The sequence below is a fragment of the Mesorhizobium sp. Primo-A genome (assembly GCF_003997175.1).
Taxonomy (GTDB): Bacteria; Pseudomonadota; Alphaproteobacteria; order Rhizobiales; family Rhizobiaceae; genus Mesorhizobium; species Mesorhizobium ciceri.
This window is the reverse complement of the sequence record NZ_RZTG01000003.1, coordinates 219,741-234,615: the sequence shown is the minus strand read 5'-3', so window position 1 is coordinate 234,615 and position 14,875 is coordinate 219,741. Positions and strand designations below refer to the sequence as shown.

Here is a 14,875-nt window from a genome sequence, read left to right as displayed (position 1 = left end):
TCGCGACCGCGACGCGGCTCATGCTTCCTCAGATTTGCAGCGCCAGCCGGCGCGCCTTGTCGATGTGCAGGCTGATCGCCTCGACCGCCTTCTGCGGGTCGCGGCTTTCCATGGCTTCGATGACCGCAAGGTGCTCACGCATGACCGGCACGACGCGCCCGTCGATGCGGAAGCGCTCCTGATGGATCAGCCGGATCTTCACCGAGTTGACCAGATAGGCCTTGGCGATGATCTCGTTGCCCAGCGCATCGATGAAAGTGTCGTGCATCGCCCAGTCGATGCTCTGCGCCCTGGCTTCCATTTCCGGCGTCGGCGCCTGCGAAAGGGCTTGAGCCAGCATCTCCTCGTGTTCACGCCGCAGGCGGGCAAGTTCGTCATCGGAAGCGCTGACGGTGAACAGCGCCACCGCTTCGCGTTCCATGAACAGGCGGAACTGAAAAGCCTCGCGGATCAGGCTGATGTCGATATGGGCGATCTGCATGCCGCGCTGCGGGATCGTCGTCAGAAGCCCTTCGGCCTCGAGACGCGGCACGATTTCGCGAATGGCGCCGAGCGGCAGACCGGTGAAGGCGACCAGTTCGCGCTGCGATACGAACTGGCCCGGCAGCAGATCGCGGGCCAGCAAATGCCGCGTGAAGCTGGCATAGGCTTTTTCCCTAAGCGTGGTCGGCTCGCTGCCGTCTTCCATTTCAGCGCGTATCCCTTTGCCGGTCAGGCTGATTCCCTGGCAAACAGCCCATCATAGGCGTCAGCCAGCTGTTGTCGCCCCTGCGAACCGATCGGCTCCAGCGGCGGACGGACCGCCAGCCAGCGGTCGTCGCCGGTTTTGCGCGCCACCATGACCTTCACCGCCGGCGTTACCGGGTGTTTGAGCAATTCGAGCACGAAACGCTCGACGCGTGTGTCGTCGCGCCCGTCCCCGGCCATGGCCCGGATTTCGCTGGTAACGAAATTGGCCATGCCGGAGATTGCGCCTTGAGCACCAATTCGCACGGCTCGTGCCAGATGCCGCTCGTCACCGATCAAGATCACCAGATCGCCATGGGCGCCGAGCAGCGCCTCGCTGTAGTCCCAATCCCCGCCGGAATCCTTGACCCCCGCAATGACATCCGGAAAAGCCGTACGCAATCGGCCGATCAGGTCAAGCGAGAGCTGCACCATGGTGACCGACGGAATGTTGTAGAGCAGAACGCCACGGGCGAGGGGACCGAGCACGGCAAAGACAGTGGAAAACCAGCCGAAAAGACCATCGTCGCCGACATTCTTGAAGTAGCTCGGCGGCGCCAGCAGAATGTTGCGGGCGCCGCGCTGCAAGGCATGCCGGGCCTGCTCAGCGGCGTCTTCGGCCGCATCGACCAGCACGCCGGCAACAAGCTGATGCGGCAGGATGCCGGCAGCCAGCATGGCTTCGGTCACCGACCGCCGCTCCCCGGTGCCAACCGATGCGCCTTCGCCGGTGGTGCCAAAAAGCGTAACACTGGTGCACCCCTCCGCCAGGCAACGCTTGGCCTGGGCGACCATGAGGGCGGTGGCGATCTGCCCGGAGGCATCGAAAGGCGTGGCGAGGGCGGCCGAAAGGCCAAAACGTGATGTCACCGGGAGTCTCCGAAAAGAAGTTCGAAGGCAGTGATATCTCACTAACATGTCAGTTGTAAATCTGGTTGGTGCGTTTTTTCTGTCCCCGGATGACGTGGGCGAATCTTCTTGCTGGGAAGCGAACAGCGTCACACCGGAGGTGTCGGTCAGACAGAAGAATCCCCAAACACCAGCGAAACATGTCCTCCCGCATGGCGTTCTAGCCGGCCGGCGAGGTCGAGTTCCAGCAGCACCATGAACACTTGGGCCGGGTGCAGGCCAGTGTGGCGGATGATCTCGTCGACCGAGACGGGCGTCGGGCCGAGCGCCTCGATGACTCGGGCGCGATCGCTTTCGCCGGGCGGTGGTGCGGCCAAGAAGTCGGGCGGCTCTTCGAACGGCGGCACGTCGGGCGCCCGCATGCCGGTCAGCGGCGCGATTGCCCTGGAAATATCCGATGCCTCGGTGACCAGGGTGGCGCCATCCTTGAGCAGGCCATTGGCGCCGGCGGCGCGTGGATCGAGCGGTGAGCCCGGTACAGCGAAGACCAGTCGGCCCATTTCGCCGGCAAGCCTGGCGCTGATCAGGGACCCAGAGCGTTGCGCTGCCTCGACCACCACCAGCCCAAGGACCGCACCCGCGACAAGGCGGTTGCGGCGCGGAAAATCCTGAGCGCGCGGCTGCCAGCCGAACGGCATCTCCGAAATGATGGCGCCACGCTCGGCAATCTCTTCGCACAGGCCTGCATTTTCAGGCGGATAAGGCTGGTCGAGGCCGCCGGCCAGCACGCTGATCGTGCCGGTCGCAAGACTGCCCTGATGCGCCGCTGTGTCGATGCCGCGCGCCAGGCCGGAGACGATTGCGTAGCCGTCGCGGCCGAGGTCGGCTGCCAGCATGCGCGCCATCTTGATGCCGGCCAGCGACGCGTTGCGTGCCCCGACTATGGCGACACCCGGCAGCCGGAAAACAGCTGCGTTGCCCTTTACCGCCAGCAGGGGCGGCGGATGATCCATGTTGCGCAAGAGGGGTGGGTAGTCTGCTTCACCGATGCCGACAAAGCGGGCGCCGGCCTTTCCAGCTGTTTCCAGTTCGGCCTCGGCCTCGGCAACGGACGGGATGCGGGCGATCCGGATGGCGCCGCCCGAAATCATCAGTTCCGGCAGTATTTCAAGCGCCGCTTCGGCTGAGCCGAAGCGGTTGATCAGGTCGCGAAAGGAGGCAGGGCCGACATTCTGGGTGCGGATCAGTCGTAGCCAGCTCAGCCGCTGCCGGTCGCTGAGGCGCGGCCCGGCGGTCGGCTCGCTCATCCCTTGGCTCCGATCTTGCCCTCGGTGCCGGCAAGCAGGCGCGAAATGTTTTCCCGGTGCTTGATGAAAACGATGACGCTCATCACCACGAACAATCCGGCAATTTGCGGCGTGCTCAGGACATAGAGGGCGATCGGCACGATGACCGCCGCCGTCAGCGCCGCAAGCGAGGAATAACGGAAGAGGAATGCCATCACCAGCCAGACGACGGCGAAGATCAGCGCTACCTGCCAGGCAAGGCCGATCAGCACGCCGAGATAGGTGGCGACGCCCTTGCCGCCCTTGAAGCCCAGCCATACCGGGAAGAGATGACCGAGAAAGGCGCCGAGACCGGCCCAGATCGCCAGGTCAGGCGCGAAATAGCCAGCAATCAGCACGGCGGCCGTGCCCTTCAGCGCGTCGAGCAACAGCGTCGCCGCGGCTAGGCCCTTGTTGCCGGTGCGCAGAACATTGGTGGCGCCGATGTTGCCCGAGCCGATCTGGCGCACATCGCCAAGGCCGGCCGCGCGGGTGAGCAGAAGTCCGAACGGAATCGAGCCCAGGAGATAGCCGAACACAAGCGCTGGGATGAGGCTGTAAGTCATTGTTTCCCCCGCATTTCCCCCAGTTTGGCCGGATCAGGCGCGGTGCGCGGGTTGTCCGGCTCAGACGGAGAACACTGTGCGGCCCGCAACCAGCGTTTGCAAGACCTTGCCTTGCAGGCGCGCACCTTCGAAACAGGTGTTTTTTGAGCGCGAACGAATGCCGCTTTCGCTGACGATCCAGGGTTCGTCGAGGTCGACAAGCGCAAGATCGGCGACAGCGCCGGGCTTCAGCGTGCCACCGGGCAGTCCGAACAGTTTTGCCGGGGCCGTGGACAGGGTCTCGATCAGCCTCAGCAACGGCACGTCGCCATTGTGGTAGAGCCGCAAGGCCGCGCCCAGCAGCGTCTCCAACCCGATGGCGCCGGCCGCCGCATCGGCGAAGGGCAGGCGCTTGGTGTCGACATCCTGCGGATCGTGCGAGGAGACGATGACGTCGATCGTACCGTCCCTGACCGCCTCGATCATCGCCAGCCGGTCTTCCTCGGCACGCAATGGCGGCGTCAGGCGAAAGAAGGTGCGGTATTCGCCGACATCGTTTTCATTGAGCGACAGATTGTGGATCGCCACGCCCGACGTCACCGTCGCCCCGTCGGCCTTGGCACGCGTCACGGCGTTTGCCGCCATCGCCGTCGAGATCTTCGCCGCATGGTACGAACCGCGCGTCAGCCGCGCCAGCGCAAGGTCGCGTTCCAGCGGGATGGATTCGGCCTCGCGCGGAATGCCGGAAAGGCCGAGCCAGCTGGCGTAGAGGCCTTCATTCATCACGCCGGATGAACCGAGGTCCGCATCCTGCGTCTCATGCACGATGGTGGCGCCGAAGTCGCGCGCATAGGTCAGCGCGCGGCGCATCACCAGCGCACTCGATATGGTGTGGCGGCCATCGGTGAAGGCGACCGCGCCGGCTTCGCGCAGCAGGCCGAACTCGGTCATCTCGCGCCCGTCGAGGCCCTTGGTGATCGCCGCAGCCGGAAAGACGTTGACGATAGCCGTGTCTTTGGCGGTGCGCAGCACGAACTCGACAAGCGCCACATTGTCGATCACCGGGTCGGTATCGGGCATCATGACGATGGAGGTGACGCCGCCAGCCGCCGCCGCGACACTCGCCGACGCAATGGTTTCGCGATGCTCGCCGCCCGGTTCGCCGATGAAGACGCGGCCGTCGATAAGGCCTGGAATGATCGCCTTGCCGGCGCAGTCGATAATGGTGGCGCCCTCGGGCGCGCCCTGGTTGAGCGCTGGCTTGCCGGCGGCAACGATCTTGCGGCCATCGACGATGACGGCGCCGATCTCGTCCATGCCGCGCGAGGGGTCGACGATGCGGGCGCGCTCAAAGACCGTTATGCTCATGCGCCGCGGCCCTCTTGATTGCGACGGGGATCGAGCAGCGCTTCCATGACCGCCATGCGCACAGCAACGCCCATTTCGACCTGTTCCTGGATGACGCTTTGCGGGCCGTCGGCGATTTCCGAAGCGATCTCGACGCCACGGTTCATCGGTCCGGGGTGCATCACCAACGCGTCGTCTTTGGCCGCCTTCAGTTTTTCCGCATCGAGGCCGAAATAGCGGAAATACTCGCGCACCGAAGGCACGAAGGCGCCTTCCATGCGCTCGCGCTGCAGGCGCAGCATCATCACCACATCGGCGTCCTTGAGGCCTTCGGCCATCGAACGGGTGACGATGACGCCCATCTTCTCGATGCCAGTGGGCAGCAGCGTCGACGGCGCAACGACGCGCACCTGCGCGCCGAGCGCGTTGAGCAGCATGATGTTGGAGCGCGCCACGCGCGAATGCAGGATGTCGCCGCAGATCGCCACGATCAGCTTCGACAGCGGGCCTTTGGCGCGGCGGATGGTCAGCGCGTCGAGCAGCGCCTGTGTCGGGTGCTCATGCGCGCCGTCGCCGGCATTGACGACGGAGCAGCCGACCTTCTGCGCGAGAAGCGCGGCCGCACCGGCCGACTGGTGGCGGATGATCAATATGTCGGGCCGCATGGCATTCAGCGTCATCGCCGTGTCGATGAGCGTTTCGCCCTTCTTCACCGAAGAGCTTGCCACCGACATGTTCATGACATCGGCGCCAAGCCGCTTTCCGGCCAGTTCGAACGACGACTGCGTGCGCGTCGAGGCTTCATAGAACAGGTTGATCTGTGTGCGGCCGCGCAGCGTCGAGGTTTTCTTCTCGGACTGCCGCGAGATCGCGACCGCCCGGTCCGCCCTGTCGAGCAACAGCTCGATGTCGGCAGGGGAAAGGTCGCGGATGCCCAGAAGATGGCGTTGAGGATAGGGGGACGAAGCGTCGGTCATCTCAAGGGGCTGCTATAGGGTGGAGACTTTGCGGCTGCAAGCGCCAGCTTTGCATTGGAACCGTTCTCCTCATTTTTTTCGTGTAGATGGCCGATTGTATCGGCCGGTATTTTCATCGCGCGCGCTGCATGGCTTGGCTATATCTAGCCGACAGCCTCGGATTCGTGGCTTTCTGACGATAGAAGGATTGGGCGTGACCGACGACGTGACGAACCAGCCGCCGCCGCTGACGGGCGGCAACGCCTGGCGGGGCGATCCGTTGCTGATCCAGCTCGCGGAGCGTTTTTCCGATCCGGTGCGCCGGGAACTCGACGGTCTCGGCCGTTTCGTGCTGACGCAGGAGGCGCAGGAACTGGCGCGCCTCGCCAATGTCGAGACGCCGAAGCTGAGGACGCATGATCGCCAAGGACGGCGCATCGACGTGGTCGAGTTCCATCCCGCCTATCACGCCTTGATGCGCCGCTCCGTGGCCAATGGGCTGCATTCCTCGGTGTGGGAAAACGGCGACACCGAGATCGGCCGCCGCCATCAGGTCCGTGCCGCCCGGTTTTATCTGACGGCGGAGCTCGAGACCGGGCATCTGTGCCCCATCACCATGACCAACGCTTCGCTGGCGGCCTTGATGGCCAGCCCGAAACTGTTTCGTGAATGGGCGCCGCGCGTGACGACGCGCAAATATGACCAGAGCCAAAAGCCGCCGGTCGAGAAAACCGGGCTGACGCTCGGCATGGGCATGACCGAGAAACAGGGCGGCACCGATGTGCGCGCCAATGTGACGAGGGCGGAACGCGCCGGCAGCGGTTTTTATCGTCTGACCGGGCACAAATGGTTCATGTCGGCGCCGATGTCGGATGCCTTCCTGGTGCTGGCGCAGGCGCCGGAGGGGCTGTCGTGCTTCCTCGTACCGCGCGTTCTCGGTGACGGCTCGGGCAACGGCTTCCGCTTCCAGCGGCTGAAGGACAAGCTCGGCAACCGTTCCAACGCATCCTCCGAAGTCGAATTCGTCAATGCCATCGGCGAGATGGTCGGCGAACCCGGTGCCGGTGTGAAGACGATCATGGACATGGTGACGCTCACCCGGCTCGATTGTGCCATCGCCTCGTCGGCGATCATGCGCGCGGGCCTCGCCGAGGCCGTTCATCATGCCCGCCATCGTCAGGTGTTCGGTTCGACCCTGATCGAGCAGCCGTTGATGCAGCGCGTGCTGGCGGACATGGCACTCGATGTCGCCGCCGCCACCGCACTGTCGTTCCGGCTGGCGCGGTCCTTCGACGAGGCGGCCAGCGACCGCGGTGAAGCGGCGTTTGCCCGCGCCATGACGCCGGTCGTCAAATACTGGGTCTGCAAGATCGCGCCGCCTTTGCTCTATGAGGCGATGGAGTGCCTCGGCGGCAATGGCTATGTCGAGGAGGCGCCGCTCGCCCGCTATTATCGCGAGGCCCCGGTCAACGCGATCTGGGAGGGCTCGGGCAATGTCATGGCGCTCGACGTGCTGCGCGTGCTTGGCCGTGCGCCCGGCCTGTTCGAGGATGTGCTGGCCGGCATCGACCGCGATCTCGGCGCCGGCGGACGCGGCACGATCGGCGTGCTGAAGGCGGCGATGCAGGTCGCTTCAACCGACGAAGGTTCGGCTCGGCTGCTCACCGAGCAGCTGGCTCTGTCGGCTGCGGCGGCGGAATTGCGCCGTCTGGGGGCAGGGCGGATCGCCGACGCTTTCGTCGAGACGCGATTGGCCGGCCAATGGCGCAACACCTATGGCATGATCGATTCGCGCCACGATGCACGCATGATCATCGACACGCTCTATCCGCCAGTGAACTGAGCCGCGAGCATCGCAAAAACCGGCGCCATCCACAGTTTTGAGGCGTTGGTCCGTATCCTCTCGCATATGGCTAATTTCCGTTAACCTTAACAAATGGTTTCCGTTGCGATGGCGAGCGGCAAGGCCCACTGTCCCGGCGCAAGCAGGCAATGGTTCAGATTGGCCGTCTCCTGCTTTGCGAAGCAGGAACACCGATGCGACAGGTACTGACCTCTTTTCTGACCTTGCACTGGACGATTGTTTTCGCCCTGCTTGCGCTCATCTGCATCGACGGAAACCGTGGTGTGGCGGCGGCGCTCGGCGTGATCGGTGCCACAATCGAGGGTACCCGCTTCGTCAACCTCGACAATTTCGTTGTCGTGGCGCCGCTTGCCACCGCATTGCTGGTCGTCGCGGTTCTGTTTTTCTGGGCCTTTGTCGAAGCCCTGGTCAACGACGCGACCAGCCCGGACGCCGACAGCGTTGCCCGCATCGCCTTCATCTGCGCGTCCGGCGTGTTGTCGCTGATCGTCATCGGGGGTGCTGCGCAAGGCATAAACGGGCTGTTCATGGCTGTTGCCGTGCAGCTGGCAGCACTTCTGGCATCCTATGTCGCCATGCTTGCCGAACGGCGGTCCGTGGTTGCGGCAGCGGCTTCGGGCGAAGGCGAGATCCATGCCGTCGCGCACGGCATGGCAAAAGCCGCAGCCCACAATTCGCTGCTTTCACTCATATCAGGCCGAACGGTGTCCAAAACCGGCTCCAATCCCAGGGGAGGCCGCTGATGCGCTACATCTTCGGATGCTGGGCGGCGCCGATGGCGATTTTCTGGGGCTGGTTCTATCTGTCGGCCAATGACATCAATTTCGGCTACGCGATGCTCAGCCGACAGATGCACGACTTCTTCTTCCGGCTCTACGGTCAGATGCTCGGCATCGATCCGGCGATCATCCCCGGCATGGTGGCGAAGACGTGCGTCTTCGACGGGTTGCTGCTGATGGCGCTTTGGGCATTCCGCCGTCGCCGCGAAATCGCCGGCTGGGTCAGACAGCGCTGGGCGGATCCGGTTCCGTTCGAGCGGATGCGTGGAGCGACTGAAGCCGGTCCAAAACTCCCTGCAGAATAAACGCGGCTGCCGCCGAATCGATCTTGCCGGCGCGCTTGCGGCGCGAGAAATCCATCTCGATCAGCGTCCTTTCGGCCGCGACCGTCGATAGCCTTTCATCCCAGAGCACGAAGGGCAGGTCGCTCATTTGTGCCATGTTACGGACGAAGGCGCGCGATTTCTGCGCACGCGGACCTTCCGAGCCGTCCATGTTGATCGGCAGCCCAATCACCACGGCGCCGGCATTCTCCTTCTGCAGCAAGGCGAGCAGCACCGCCGCATCGAGCGAAAATTTCCTTCGCATGATGACCGGACGCGGATGGGCGAAGGAAAACCTCTGGTCCGAGACCGCGACGCCGATCGTCTTGTCGCCGAGGTCAAGCCCCGCCAGCGTCTTGCCGCCGGCTAACCGCGCCGGCAATTCTTCGATCGCGATAATGCCCACCGGCCGTCCTTCGCCTTTCACCACCAGGTGTTTTGTCAAACGCGTGGCGGACAAGTAACCCTTTGATCTCGGGGCCATTGGCGTTCTATCCTTTGGCAAGTCAAAAATCGAGGAATGCATTCATGAAACTGACCTGGTACGGCCACTCGGCCTTTCGGATCGATACCGCTGATGCCAAGATCCTCATCGACCCCTATCTGATAGGCAATCCGTCATGGACGGGTGGCTGGGAGGGCCCGGCTGAGGGTGTCACGCATGTGCTGCTGACGCATGGCCACAGCGACCACATCAGCGGCGCGGTGGAGGTGCTCGGCAAAAGCGGCGCCCAGCTCGTCGCCAATTTCGAGATCTGCATGTATCTGGTCGGCAAGGGCGTCAGCGACAAGAAGATCAATCCCGGCAACATCGGCGGCACCGTCGATTGCGGCAGCTTCACCACCACTTTTGTCCAGGCGCTGCACTCATCCTCGTTCCCGGGCGAGGGCGGCCAGAACACCTATCTCGGCAATCCGGGCGGCCTCGTCCTGCATTTCGCGGAAGACAAAACGCTCTATCACATGGGCGACACCGACATCTTCTCCGACATGGCGCTGATCAACGAGTTGCATGAGCCGAAGATAGGCCTGGTGCCGATCGGCGACCGCTTCACCATGGGCGGCGCGGTGGCGGCACTTGCCTGCCGGCGCTTCTTCAAATTCGACACCGTGGTTCCCTGCCACTTCGGCACGTTTCCGATGATCGACCCGACCGCCGATAAGTTCGAGGCCGGCCTGGAAGGATCCGGTGTAAGGCTGGCGTTGCCGAAAATCGGTGAGACGATTACGATCTAGAAACAGCTAAAGTGGAATAAATCCATGGTATTGGGGCGATCTCTTTGCGTTTCCATGTTTGTCGCGGCGTCGCCCGCGCTGGCCGCGGATGATTTCATCGAAGGCGTCTACCTTCAGTCCGAAGAGCTTTGCACGCAGGCCAAAAAGGACACGCTGCAAACGCTGATCGACGCCGGCAACATCGTGCTTTCGGCGCACGGCCTGCAGAGCGTGGAATACAATTGCGAGTTTCTGCAGGTCAGCAAGGCGACCGCTTCGCCGAGCTGGGCGGTGACGGCCCTCTGCCAGGAACCGGGCTATGTCTTCCCGGATGTCCTCTCGGTGACGCAAATGAACGACAAGCAGATCGATCTCGTGTCGGTCCGGCCCGTCAACGACGAAAGCGAAGCAAGCGGCAACAGCGGCAGCTACTATCTGTGCGAGGGCGTTGCCCTGCCGTAGACATCATCCTGTGCGTGGATCGATGGCCGAAGACTAGGCCGCCGCCGCAGCCTGGTCTCTCGCACGATGCATGTTGCGCAGCGCGCGCGGCGCCGCTATAGCCCGAACTGGTTTTCCCCGAGGCAAAAACATGTCCGTAGATCTTCAGACAGTGAAGCGCGTCGCGCATCTCGCCCGCATTGCGGTGAGCGAGGAAGATGCCGAACGGATGACCGGCGAGCTGAACGCCATTCTGGGCTTCGTCGAACAGCTGAATGAGGTCGATGTTTCCGGCATCGAACCGATGACCTCGGTGACGCCGATGGACATGAAGAAGCGTCAGGACGTTGTTACTGACGGCGGCAAGGCAGCTGACATCGTCGCCAACGCGCCGGCGACCGAAGAGAATTTCTTCCTCGTGCCGAAGGTCGTGGAGTAAACCGGCCGATGGCAATCGACATCGCCATTGAAACGCCACTGCAGGACGACGTGCGCGGCCTGGTCGAGGAACTCAACCAGACCTTGCTCGAACTGACGCCGCCGGAGCATTGCTACCATCTGACGGTCGAGCAGATGGCTGGTGAGGACACGACTGTCTTCATCGCCCGCGACAACGGCATGGCCATTGGCTGCGGTGCGCTGAAACGCCATGACGGCGCTGTCGGCGAGGTCAAGCGCATGTACACGCGGCCCTCGCATCGCGGGCAGAAGATCGGCGCGAAAATCGTCGAGCAGGTCGAGGCGCTGGCGCGCAACGAGGGGCTGAAGCGCCTGGTGCTGGAGACGGGCGACCGTCACCCCGCGGCGTGGACCGTCTACGAACGCGCCGGGTTTTCGCGTTGCGGCCCGGTGCTGGATTATCCCGATTCCGAGTGGTCGGTGTTTTACGAAAAGAGCCTTTGATGAGCGACCTGACCCAGCTGACGATTTCACAGGCCCGCGCCAAGCTGCACGGCAAGGAAATCACCGCGACCGAGATCACCGAGGCCTATCTCTCGGCCATCGATCGCGCCAATCCCGCGCTCAATGCCTATGTCGCGGTGACAGGCGACAAGGCGCGCGACATGGCCAAGGCGTCCGACGCAAGGCTGGTCAAGGGCGAGGGCGGTGCGCTGGAAGGCATCCCGCTCGGAATCAAGGACCTGTTCGGCACCGAAGGCGTCCATACGCAGGCCTGCAGTCATGTGCTGGACGGATTCAAGCCGCGCTACGAATCGACCGTTACGTCAAATCTGTGGGCCGACGGCGCCGTCATGCTCGGTAAACTCAACATGGACGAGTTCGCCATGGGCTCGTCCAACGAGACGTCCTACTATGGCCCGGTCATCAATCCGTGGCGGCGCTCGCGCCTAGACACGGTGGTGATGCCGACGACGCATCAGGGTGATGGCGGCTTCGTCTCGGCCGGCGGCACCAGGACCGCGCGCAGCCTGGACAATGCGCAGCTGGTGCCGGGCGGTTCTTCCGGCGGTTCGGCAACCGCAGTGTCGGCCTTCCTGTGTGCCGGCGCGACCGCGACGGATACTGGCGGCTCGATCCGCCAGCCGGCCGCCTTCACCGGCACGGTCGGCATCAAGCCGACCTATGGCCGCTGCTCGCGCTGGGGCATCGTCGCCTTCGCCTCGTCGCTCGACCAGGCCGGCCCGATCGCTCGTGACGTGCGCGATGCCGCGATCCTGCTGAAGTCGATGGCCTCCGTCGATCCGAAGGACACGACGTCGGTCGACATGCCGGTACCGGACTATGAGGCCGCGATCGGCAAGCCGATCAAGGGCATGAAGGTCGGCATTCCCAGGGAGTACCGCGTCGACGGCATGCCCGAAGAGATCGAAGCGCTGTGGCAGAAGGGCATTGCCTGGCTGAAGGACGCCGGCGCCGAGATCGTCGATATTTCCCTGCCGCACACCAAATATGCGTTGCCTGCCTATTACATCGTGGCGCCCGCCGAGGCTTCGTCCAACCTCGCCCGCTACGATGGCGTCCGCTACGGCTTGCGCGTGCCGGGCAAGGATATCGTCGACATGTATGAGAAGACCCGTGCCGCCGGTTTCGGCCGTGAGGTCAAGCGCCGTATCATGATCGGCACCTATGTGCTGTCGGCCGGCTATTACGACGCCTACTATCTGCAGGCGCAGAAGGTGCGCAATCTGATCAAGCGGGATTTCGAGACTGTCTTCGCCGCCGGCGTCGATGTCATCCTGACCCCGGCAACGCCATCCGCCGCCTTCGGCATCGCCGACGAGGACATGGCTGCCGATCCGGTCAAGATGTACCTGAACGACATCTTCACCGTCACGGTGAACATGGCCGGCCTGCCGGGCATCGCTGTGCCCGCCGGGCTCGACGCCAAGGGTTTGCCGCTCGGGCTTCAGTTGATCGGCCGGCCGTTTGACGAGGAAACCCTGTTCCAGACCGCCGCCGTCATCGAGCAAGCCGCCGGCACATTCCAGCCGGAGAAATGGTGGTAGCATGCCGCCCCCGTCTCGCATTTCCATCGTCGAGACGGAAGACGAACTGCTGATAACCAACCCACCGCGCATCTCGGATTTCAGGATGGGCTTCGTCCTGGTTGGGGCCGCGATCGTTGCCTATACCGGCTACATGGGATTGACCGACACGTCGCCCGCAAACGTCGCCAGCGGCACTCTCGGACTGCTGTCGTTCACTGCGATCATTGCCCTCTTCACCTACTTCCTCGGCAAGGATTTCATGTGGCTGGTGTTCGGCAAGGAAACCCTGCGGCTAACCGACGTGGCAGCCGTGCGCGACGTCAGGGGTTTTGTGCGAAATCGTTCCTCATTGCCTTTGAAAGGGCACCTTGAGGCCGAAATCCTCGACCATACCTATCCAACGGATGAAGCGGGGCTGTCGGAAGTCATCAGGTTGACCAACACCAACGGCGTCCTTGTTTTCGGCAGGGAGTTGAGCCGGCCCGAGGCCGAGGCTGTGACAAGTGCCGTCGAGCACTTCATCGGTCGTGAGAATTCGAGCCGACGATAGGCAGCCAATGTTCTTCTACCTTTCCAAGATCTTCTGGTTCTTCATCCAGCCGCTCAACCTGGCGATCTTCCTGCTGCTAGCGGGACTGCTCGCGGTCACGATCGGGCGCCGACGGTTAGCGGCCGCCGGCAGCGTGCTGGCATTTTTGATCCTTGCACTGTCAGCATGGACGTCGCTCGGCGCCATGATGCTCAATCCGTTGGAAGAGCGCTTTCAACGCCCGCCGCTGCCGGAAAAGGTCGACGGCATCGTCGTGCTCGGCGGCGGCTTCGAGGGCGCCATCAATCTGGCGCGCGGCGGCTATGAGCTGAACAGCAGCGGCGATCGGATGGTCGAGACCGCGATTCTCGCCCGGCGCTTTCCCACCGCCAAGGTGGTCGTCTCCGGCGGCACCGGCGCGTTGTTTCTCGATGGCGAGGGCGATGCCGCAACCGCGCCGCGCCTGCTCACCGCGCTTGGCGTGGCCGCCGACTGGATGATCCTGGAGAACAAGTCCCGCAACACCTATGAGAACGCGGTCTTCACCAAGGAGTTGGTAACGCCGAAGCCCGGCGAGACCTGGCTGCTGGTGACCTCGGCCTTCCATATGCCGCGCGCCAAGGCGCTGTTCGACAAGGCCGGCTTTGCAACCGTTCCATGGCCGGTCGACTATCGCACCTCGGGACGGGAAGGCGTCGGCCTGTTCCGCGACAATCCAGCCGATTCGCTGCGGGCCACCACCATGGCCATCCGGGAATGGATCGGGCTTTTTGCCTACTGGCTGTCAGGCCGGATCGATCAGCCTTTTCCGGGCGGCTGACCGATCACCGCCTGCCTGGCCGCCGAGAAGAACTGGCGCCGCACCAGCACCGCCAGCAGCAACAGCGTCGACAACACGAACACCATGGGGTCGACGAACCAGCCGAGATAACCGATCGAGAAGAACACGCCGCGCAGGCCGGAGTTGAAGTGCTTTCCGGCCAGCATGTTCATTTGCGCCGCACGCCACACCGCCGTTTCGGTGACCGGATTGCGCGAGGCTTCGCCATGCGGGATCGGTACGGCGCCGATCAGGATCGTGCAATAATTGAACAGCCGGTACGCCCAGCCGAATTTGAAGAACGAAAACGCCAGGATCAGCACCAGCCCAAACACCTTTATCTGGAAGGCCGCGCGCGACGGCGCGCCACCCAGAGGCAGGTCGCTGAGCACTTCAAGAACCCGGTCGGACGCGCCGAGCAGGGCAAAGCAGCCGCCGATCGCGATCAGCGAGCTGGAGGCGAAGAAGGCGGTGCCTTGCTGCAGCCCGCTCATGATGGCGGTGTCGACGATGCGGATCTCGCGCTCGGCCATGGTCCGCATCCAGGCTTGCCGCTGTGCATTCATCGCCGTCGTCAGCGACATCCGGCTGACAAGCTTGCCGTCGGAGGCAAACGTGTGCAGCAGCCACGCGACGAGGAAGAAGGCCAGCGCCGCGAGATCGGCTGTCGAAAGATCGAGGGAATCGCCCATGGCCTGAATTTATC

Annotated in this window: 18 protein-coding genes; 10 read left to right on the top strand and 8 right to left on the bottom strand. The window is 63.6% G+C overall.

Going from position 1 to position 14,875, the window contains the following annotated elements:
• Nucleotides 1-28 precede the first annotated feature (28 nt).
• The 6 genes from EOC83_RS06585 to EOC83_RS06560 all read right to left on the bottom strand — a co-directional run bounded on the left by EOC83_RS06585 (nt 29) and on the right by EOC83_RS06560 (nt 5,769).
• Nucleotides 29-688: a GntR family transcriptional regulator gene (locus tag EOC83_RS06585; RefSeq protein WP_063167949.1), complete on the bottom strand. Its 660-nt coding sequence runs from the start codon at nt 686-688 to the stop codon at nt 29-31.
• A 23-nt stretch (nt 689-711) separates the two neighbouring features.
• Nucleotides 712-1,596, bottom strand: a complete 885-nt coding sequence (locus EOC83_RS06580) for a dihydrodipicolinate synthase family protein (RefSeq protein ID WP_063167950.1) — start codon at nt 1,594-1,596, stop codon at nt 712-714.
• A gap of 146 nt (nt 1,597-1,742) precedes the next feature.
• Entirely contained in the window at nt 1,743-2,882 is a 1,140-nt protein-coding gene (gene dprA, locus EOC83_RS06575; protein ID WP_063167951.1) for a DNA-processing protein DprA, read from the bottom strand.
• On the bottom strand, nt 2,879-3,466 hold the full coding sequence (gene plsY / locus EOC83_RS06570; RefSeq protein ID WP_063167952.1) for a glycerol-3-phosphate 1-O-acyltransferase PlsY: 588 nt from the start codon (nt 3,464-3,466) through the stop codon (nt 2,879-2,881). Before plsY ends, dprA begins: the two co-directional genes overlap by 4 nt.
• Before the next feature lie 60 nt (nt 3,467-3,526).
• A complete protein-coding gene (locus EOC83_RS06565; protein WP_063167953.1) occupies nt 3,527-4,813 on the bottom strand; it encodes a dihydroorotase in 1,287 nt (428 codons plus the stop codon).
• Nucleotides 4,810-5,769: an aspartate carbamoyltransferase catalytic subunit gene (locus EOC83_RS06560; protein ID WP_063167954.1), complete on the bottom strand. Its 960-nt coding sequence runs from the start codon at nt 5,767-5,769 to the stop codon at nt 4,810-4,812. The genes EOC83_RS06565 and EOC83_RS06560 overlap by 4 nt, the downstream gene beginning before the upstream one ends.
• Nucleotides 5,770-5,962: 193 nt before the next feature.
• Here EOC83_RS06560 and EOC83_RS06555 point away from each other — a divergent pair, with 193 nt between their 5' ends.
• From EOC83_RS06555 to EOC83_RS06545, 3 genes are all read left to right on the top strand, one after another.
• Nucleotides 5,963-7,591 carry a DNA alkylation response protein gene (locus tag EOC83_RS06555; RefSeq protein WP_013531793.1) on the top strand — a complete coding sequence of 543 codons (1,629 nt, stop codon included), beginning with the start codon at nt 5,963-5,965 and terminating at the stop codon, nt 7,589-7,591.
• A 194-nt stretch (nt 7,592-7,785) separates the two neighbouring features.
• A complete protein-coding gene (locus tag EOC83_RS06550; protein WP_013531792.1) occupies nt 7,786-8,355 on the top strand; it encodes a hypothetical protein in 570 nt (189 codons plus the stop codon).
• Nucleotides 8,355-8,696, top strand: a complete 342-nt coding sequence (locus EOC83_RS06545) for a DUF6105 family protein (protein ID WP_063167955.1) — start codon at nt 8,355-8,357, stop codon at nt 8,694-8,696. Before EOC83_RS06550 ends, EOC83_RS06545 begins: the two co-directional genes overlap by 1 nt.
• Here EOC83_RS06545 and ruvX read toward each other — a convergent pair.
• On the bottom strand, nt 8,614-9,120 hold the full coding sequence (gene ruvX, locus EOC83_RS06540; protein ID WP_063170231.1) for a Holliday junction resolvase RuvX: 507 nt from the start codon (nt 9,118-9,120) through the stop codon (nt 8,614-8,616). The genes EOC83_RS06545 and ruvX overlap by 83 nt on opposite strands.
• Before the next feature lie 122 nt (nt 9,121-9,242).
• Between ruvX and EOC83_RS06535 the strand changes: the two genes are divergently transcribed.
• From EOC83_RS06535 to EOC83_RS06505, 7 genes are all read left to right on the top strand, one after another.
• Nucleotides 9,243-9,950, top strand: coding sequence for a metal-dependent hydrolase (locus tag EOC83_RS06535; protein ID WP_063167956.1), 708 nt, complete (start codon nt 9,243-9,245; stop codon nt 9,948-9,950).
• Nucleotides 9,951-9,974: 24 nt separating this feature from the next.
• Complete coding sequence (locus EOC83_RS06530; RefSeq protein WP_082826453.1) at nt 9,975-10,391, top strand: hypothetical protein; 417 nt, start codon at nt 9,975-9,977, stop codon at nt 10,389-10,391.
• Between the two features lie 130 nt (nt 10,392-10,521).
• Nucleotides 10,522-10,809, top strand: coding sequence for an Asp-tRNA(Asn)/Glu-tRNA(Gln) amidotransferase subunit GatC (gatC, locus tag EOC83_RS06525; protein WP_013531787.1), 288 nt, complete (start codon nt 10,522-10,524; stop codon nt 10,807-10,809).
• Between the two features lie 8 nt (nt 10,810-10,817).
• Complete coding sequence (locus tag EOC83_RS06520) at nt 10,818-11,273, top strand: GNAT family N-acetyltransferase (RefSeq protein ID WP_013531786.1); 456 nt, start codon at nt 10,818-10,820, stop codon at nt 11,271-11,273.
• Entirely contained in the window at nt 11,273-12,838 is a 1,566-nt protein-coding gene (locus tag EOC83_RS06515; RefSeq protein WP_027161542.1) for an amidase family protein, read from the top strand. Before EOC83_RS06520 ends, EOC83_RS06515 begins: the two co-directional genes overlap by 1 nt.
• Nucleotide 12,839: 1 nt before the next feature.
• Nucleotides 12,840-13,370, top strand: a complete 531-nt coding sequence (locus EOC83_RS06510) for a hypothetical protein (protein WP_013531784.1) — start codon at nt 12,840-12,842, stop codon at nt 13,368-13,370.
• A gap of 7 nt (nt 13,371-13,377) precedes the next feature.
• The gene (locus EOC83_RS06505) at nt 13,378-14,169 is read left to right on the top strand and encodes a YdcF family protein (protein ID WP_063167958.1); all 792 of its coding nucleotides are present in this window, start codon (nt 13,378-13,380) and stop codon (nt 14,167-14,169) included.
• On the opposite strand, the gene EOC83_RS06500 is transcribed toward EOC83_RS06505, so the two are convergent.
• Nucleotides 14,148-14,861 carry a DUF599 domain-containing protein gene (locus EOC83_RS06500; protein WP_027161543.1) on the bottom strand — a complete coding sequence of 238 codons (714 nt, stop codon included), beginning with the start codon at nt 14,859-14,861 and terminating at the stop codon, nt 14,148-14,150. The two genes, EOC83_RS06505 and EOC83_RS06500, sit on opposite strands and share 22 nt — an antisense overlap.
• Nucleotides 14,862-14,875: the final 14 nt, after the last annotated feature.

What these genes read in the sequence shown, in the direction of transcription:
- EOC83_RS06565 (WP_063167953.1), bottom strand. Translation starts at nt 4,813, where the DNA reads ATGAGCATAACGGTCTTTGAGCGCGCCCGCATCGTCGACCCCTCGCGC.
- EOC83_RS06505 (WP_063167958.1), top strand. Translation starts at nt 13,378, where the DNA reads ATGTTCTTCTACCTTTCCAAGATCTTCTGGTTCTTCATCCAGCCGCTC.
- dprA (WP_063167951.1), bottom strand. Translation starts at nt 2,882, where the DNA reads ATGAGCGAGCCGACCGCCGGGCCGCGCCTCAGCGACCGGCAGCGGCTG.
- EOC83_RS06515 (WP_027161542.1), top strand. Translation starts at nt 11,273, where the DNA reads ATGAGCGACCTGACCCAGCTGACGATTTCACAGGCCCGCGCCAAGCTG.
- EOC83_RS06535 (WP_063167956.1), top strand. Translation starts at nt 9,243, where the DNA reads ATGAAACTGACCTGGTACGGCCACTCGGCCTTTCGGATCGATACCGCT.
- EOC83_RS06585 (WP_063167949.1), bottom strand. Translation starts at nt 688, where the DNA reads ATGGAAGACGGCAGCGAGCCGACCACGCTTAGGGAAAAAGCCTATGCC.
- gatC (WP_013531787.1), top strand. Translation starts at nt 10,522, where the DNA reads ATGTCCGTAGATCTTCAGACAGTGAAGCGCGTCGCGCATCTCGCCCGC.
- EOC83_RS06545 (WP_063167955.1), top strand. Translation starts at nt 8,355, where the DNA reads ATGCGCTACATCTTCGGATGCTGGGCGGCGCCGATGGCGATTTTCTGG.
- EOC83_RS06550 (WP_013531792.1), top strand. Translation starts at nt 7,786, where the DNA reads ATGCGACAGGTACTGACCTCTTTTCTGACCTTGCACTGGACGATTGTT.
- EOC83_RS06520 (WP_013531786.1), top strand. Translation starts at nt 10,818, where the DNA reads ATGGCAATCGACATCGCCATTGAAACGCCACTGCAGGACGACGTGCGC.
- EOC83_RS06530 (WP_082826453.1), top strand. Translation starts at nt 9,975, where the DNA reads ATGGTATTGGGGCGATCTCTTTGCGTTTCCATGTTTGTCGCGGCGTCG.
- EOC83_RS06500 (WP_027161543.1), bottom strand. Translation starts at nt 14,861, where the DNA reads ATGGGCGATTCCCTCGATCTTTCGACAGCCGATCTCGCGGCGCTGGCC.
- EOC83_RS06510 (WP_013531784.1), top strand. Translation starts at nt 12,840, where the DNA reads ATGCCGCCCCCGTCTCGCATTTCCATCGTCGAGACGGAAGACGAACTG.
- EOC83_RS06560 (WP_063167954.1), bottom strand. Translation starts at nt 5,769, where the DNA reads ATGACCGACGCTTCGTCCCCCTATCCTCAACGCCATCTTCTGGGCATC.
- plsY (WP_063167952.1), bottom strand. Translation starts at nt 3,466, where the DNA reads ATGACTTACAGCCTCATCCCAGCGCTTGTGTTCGGCTATCTCCTGGGC.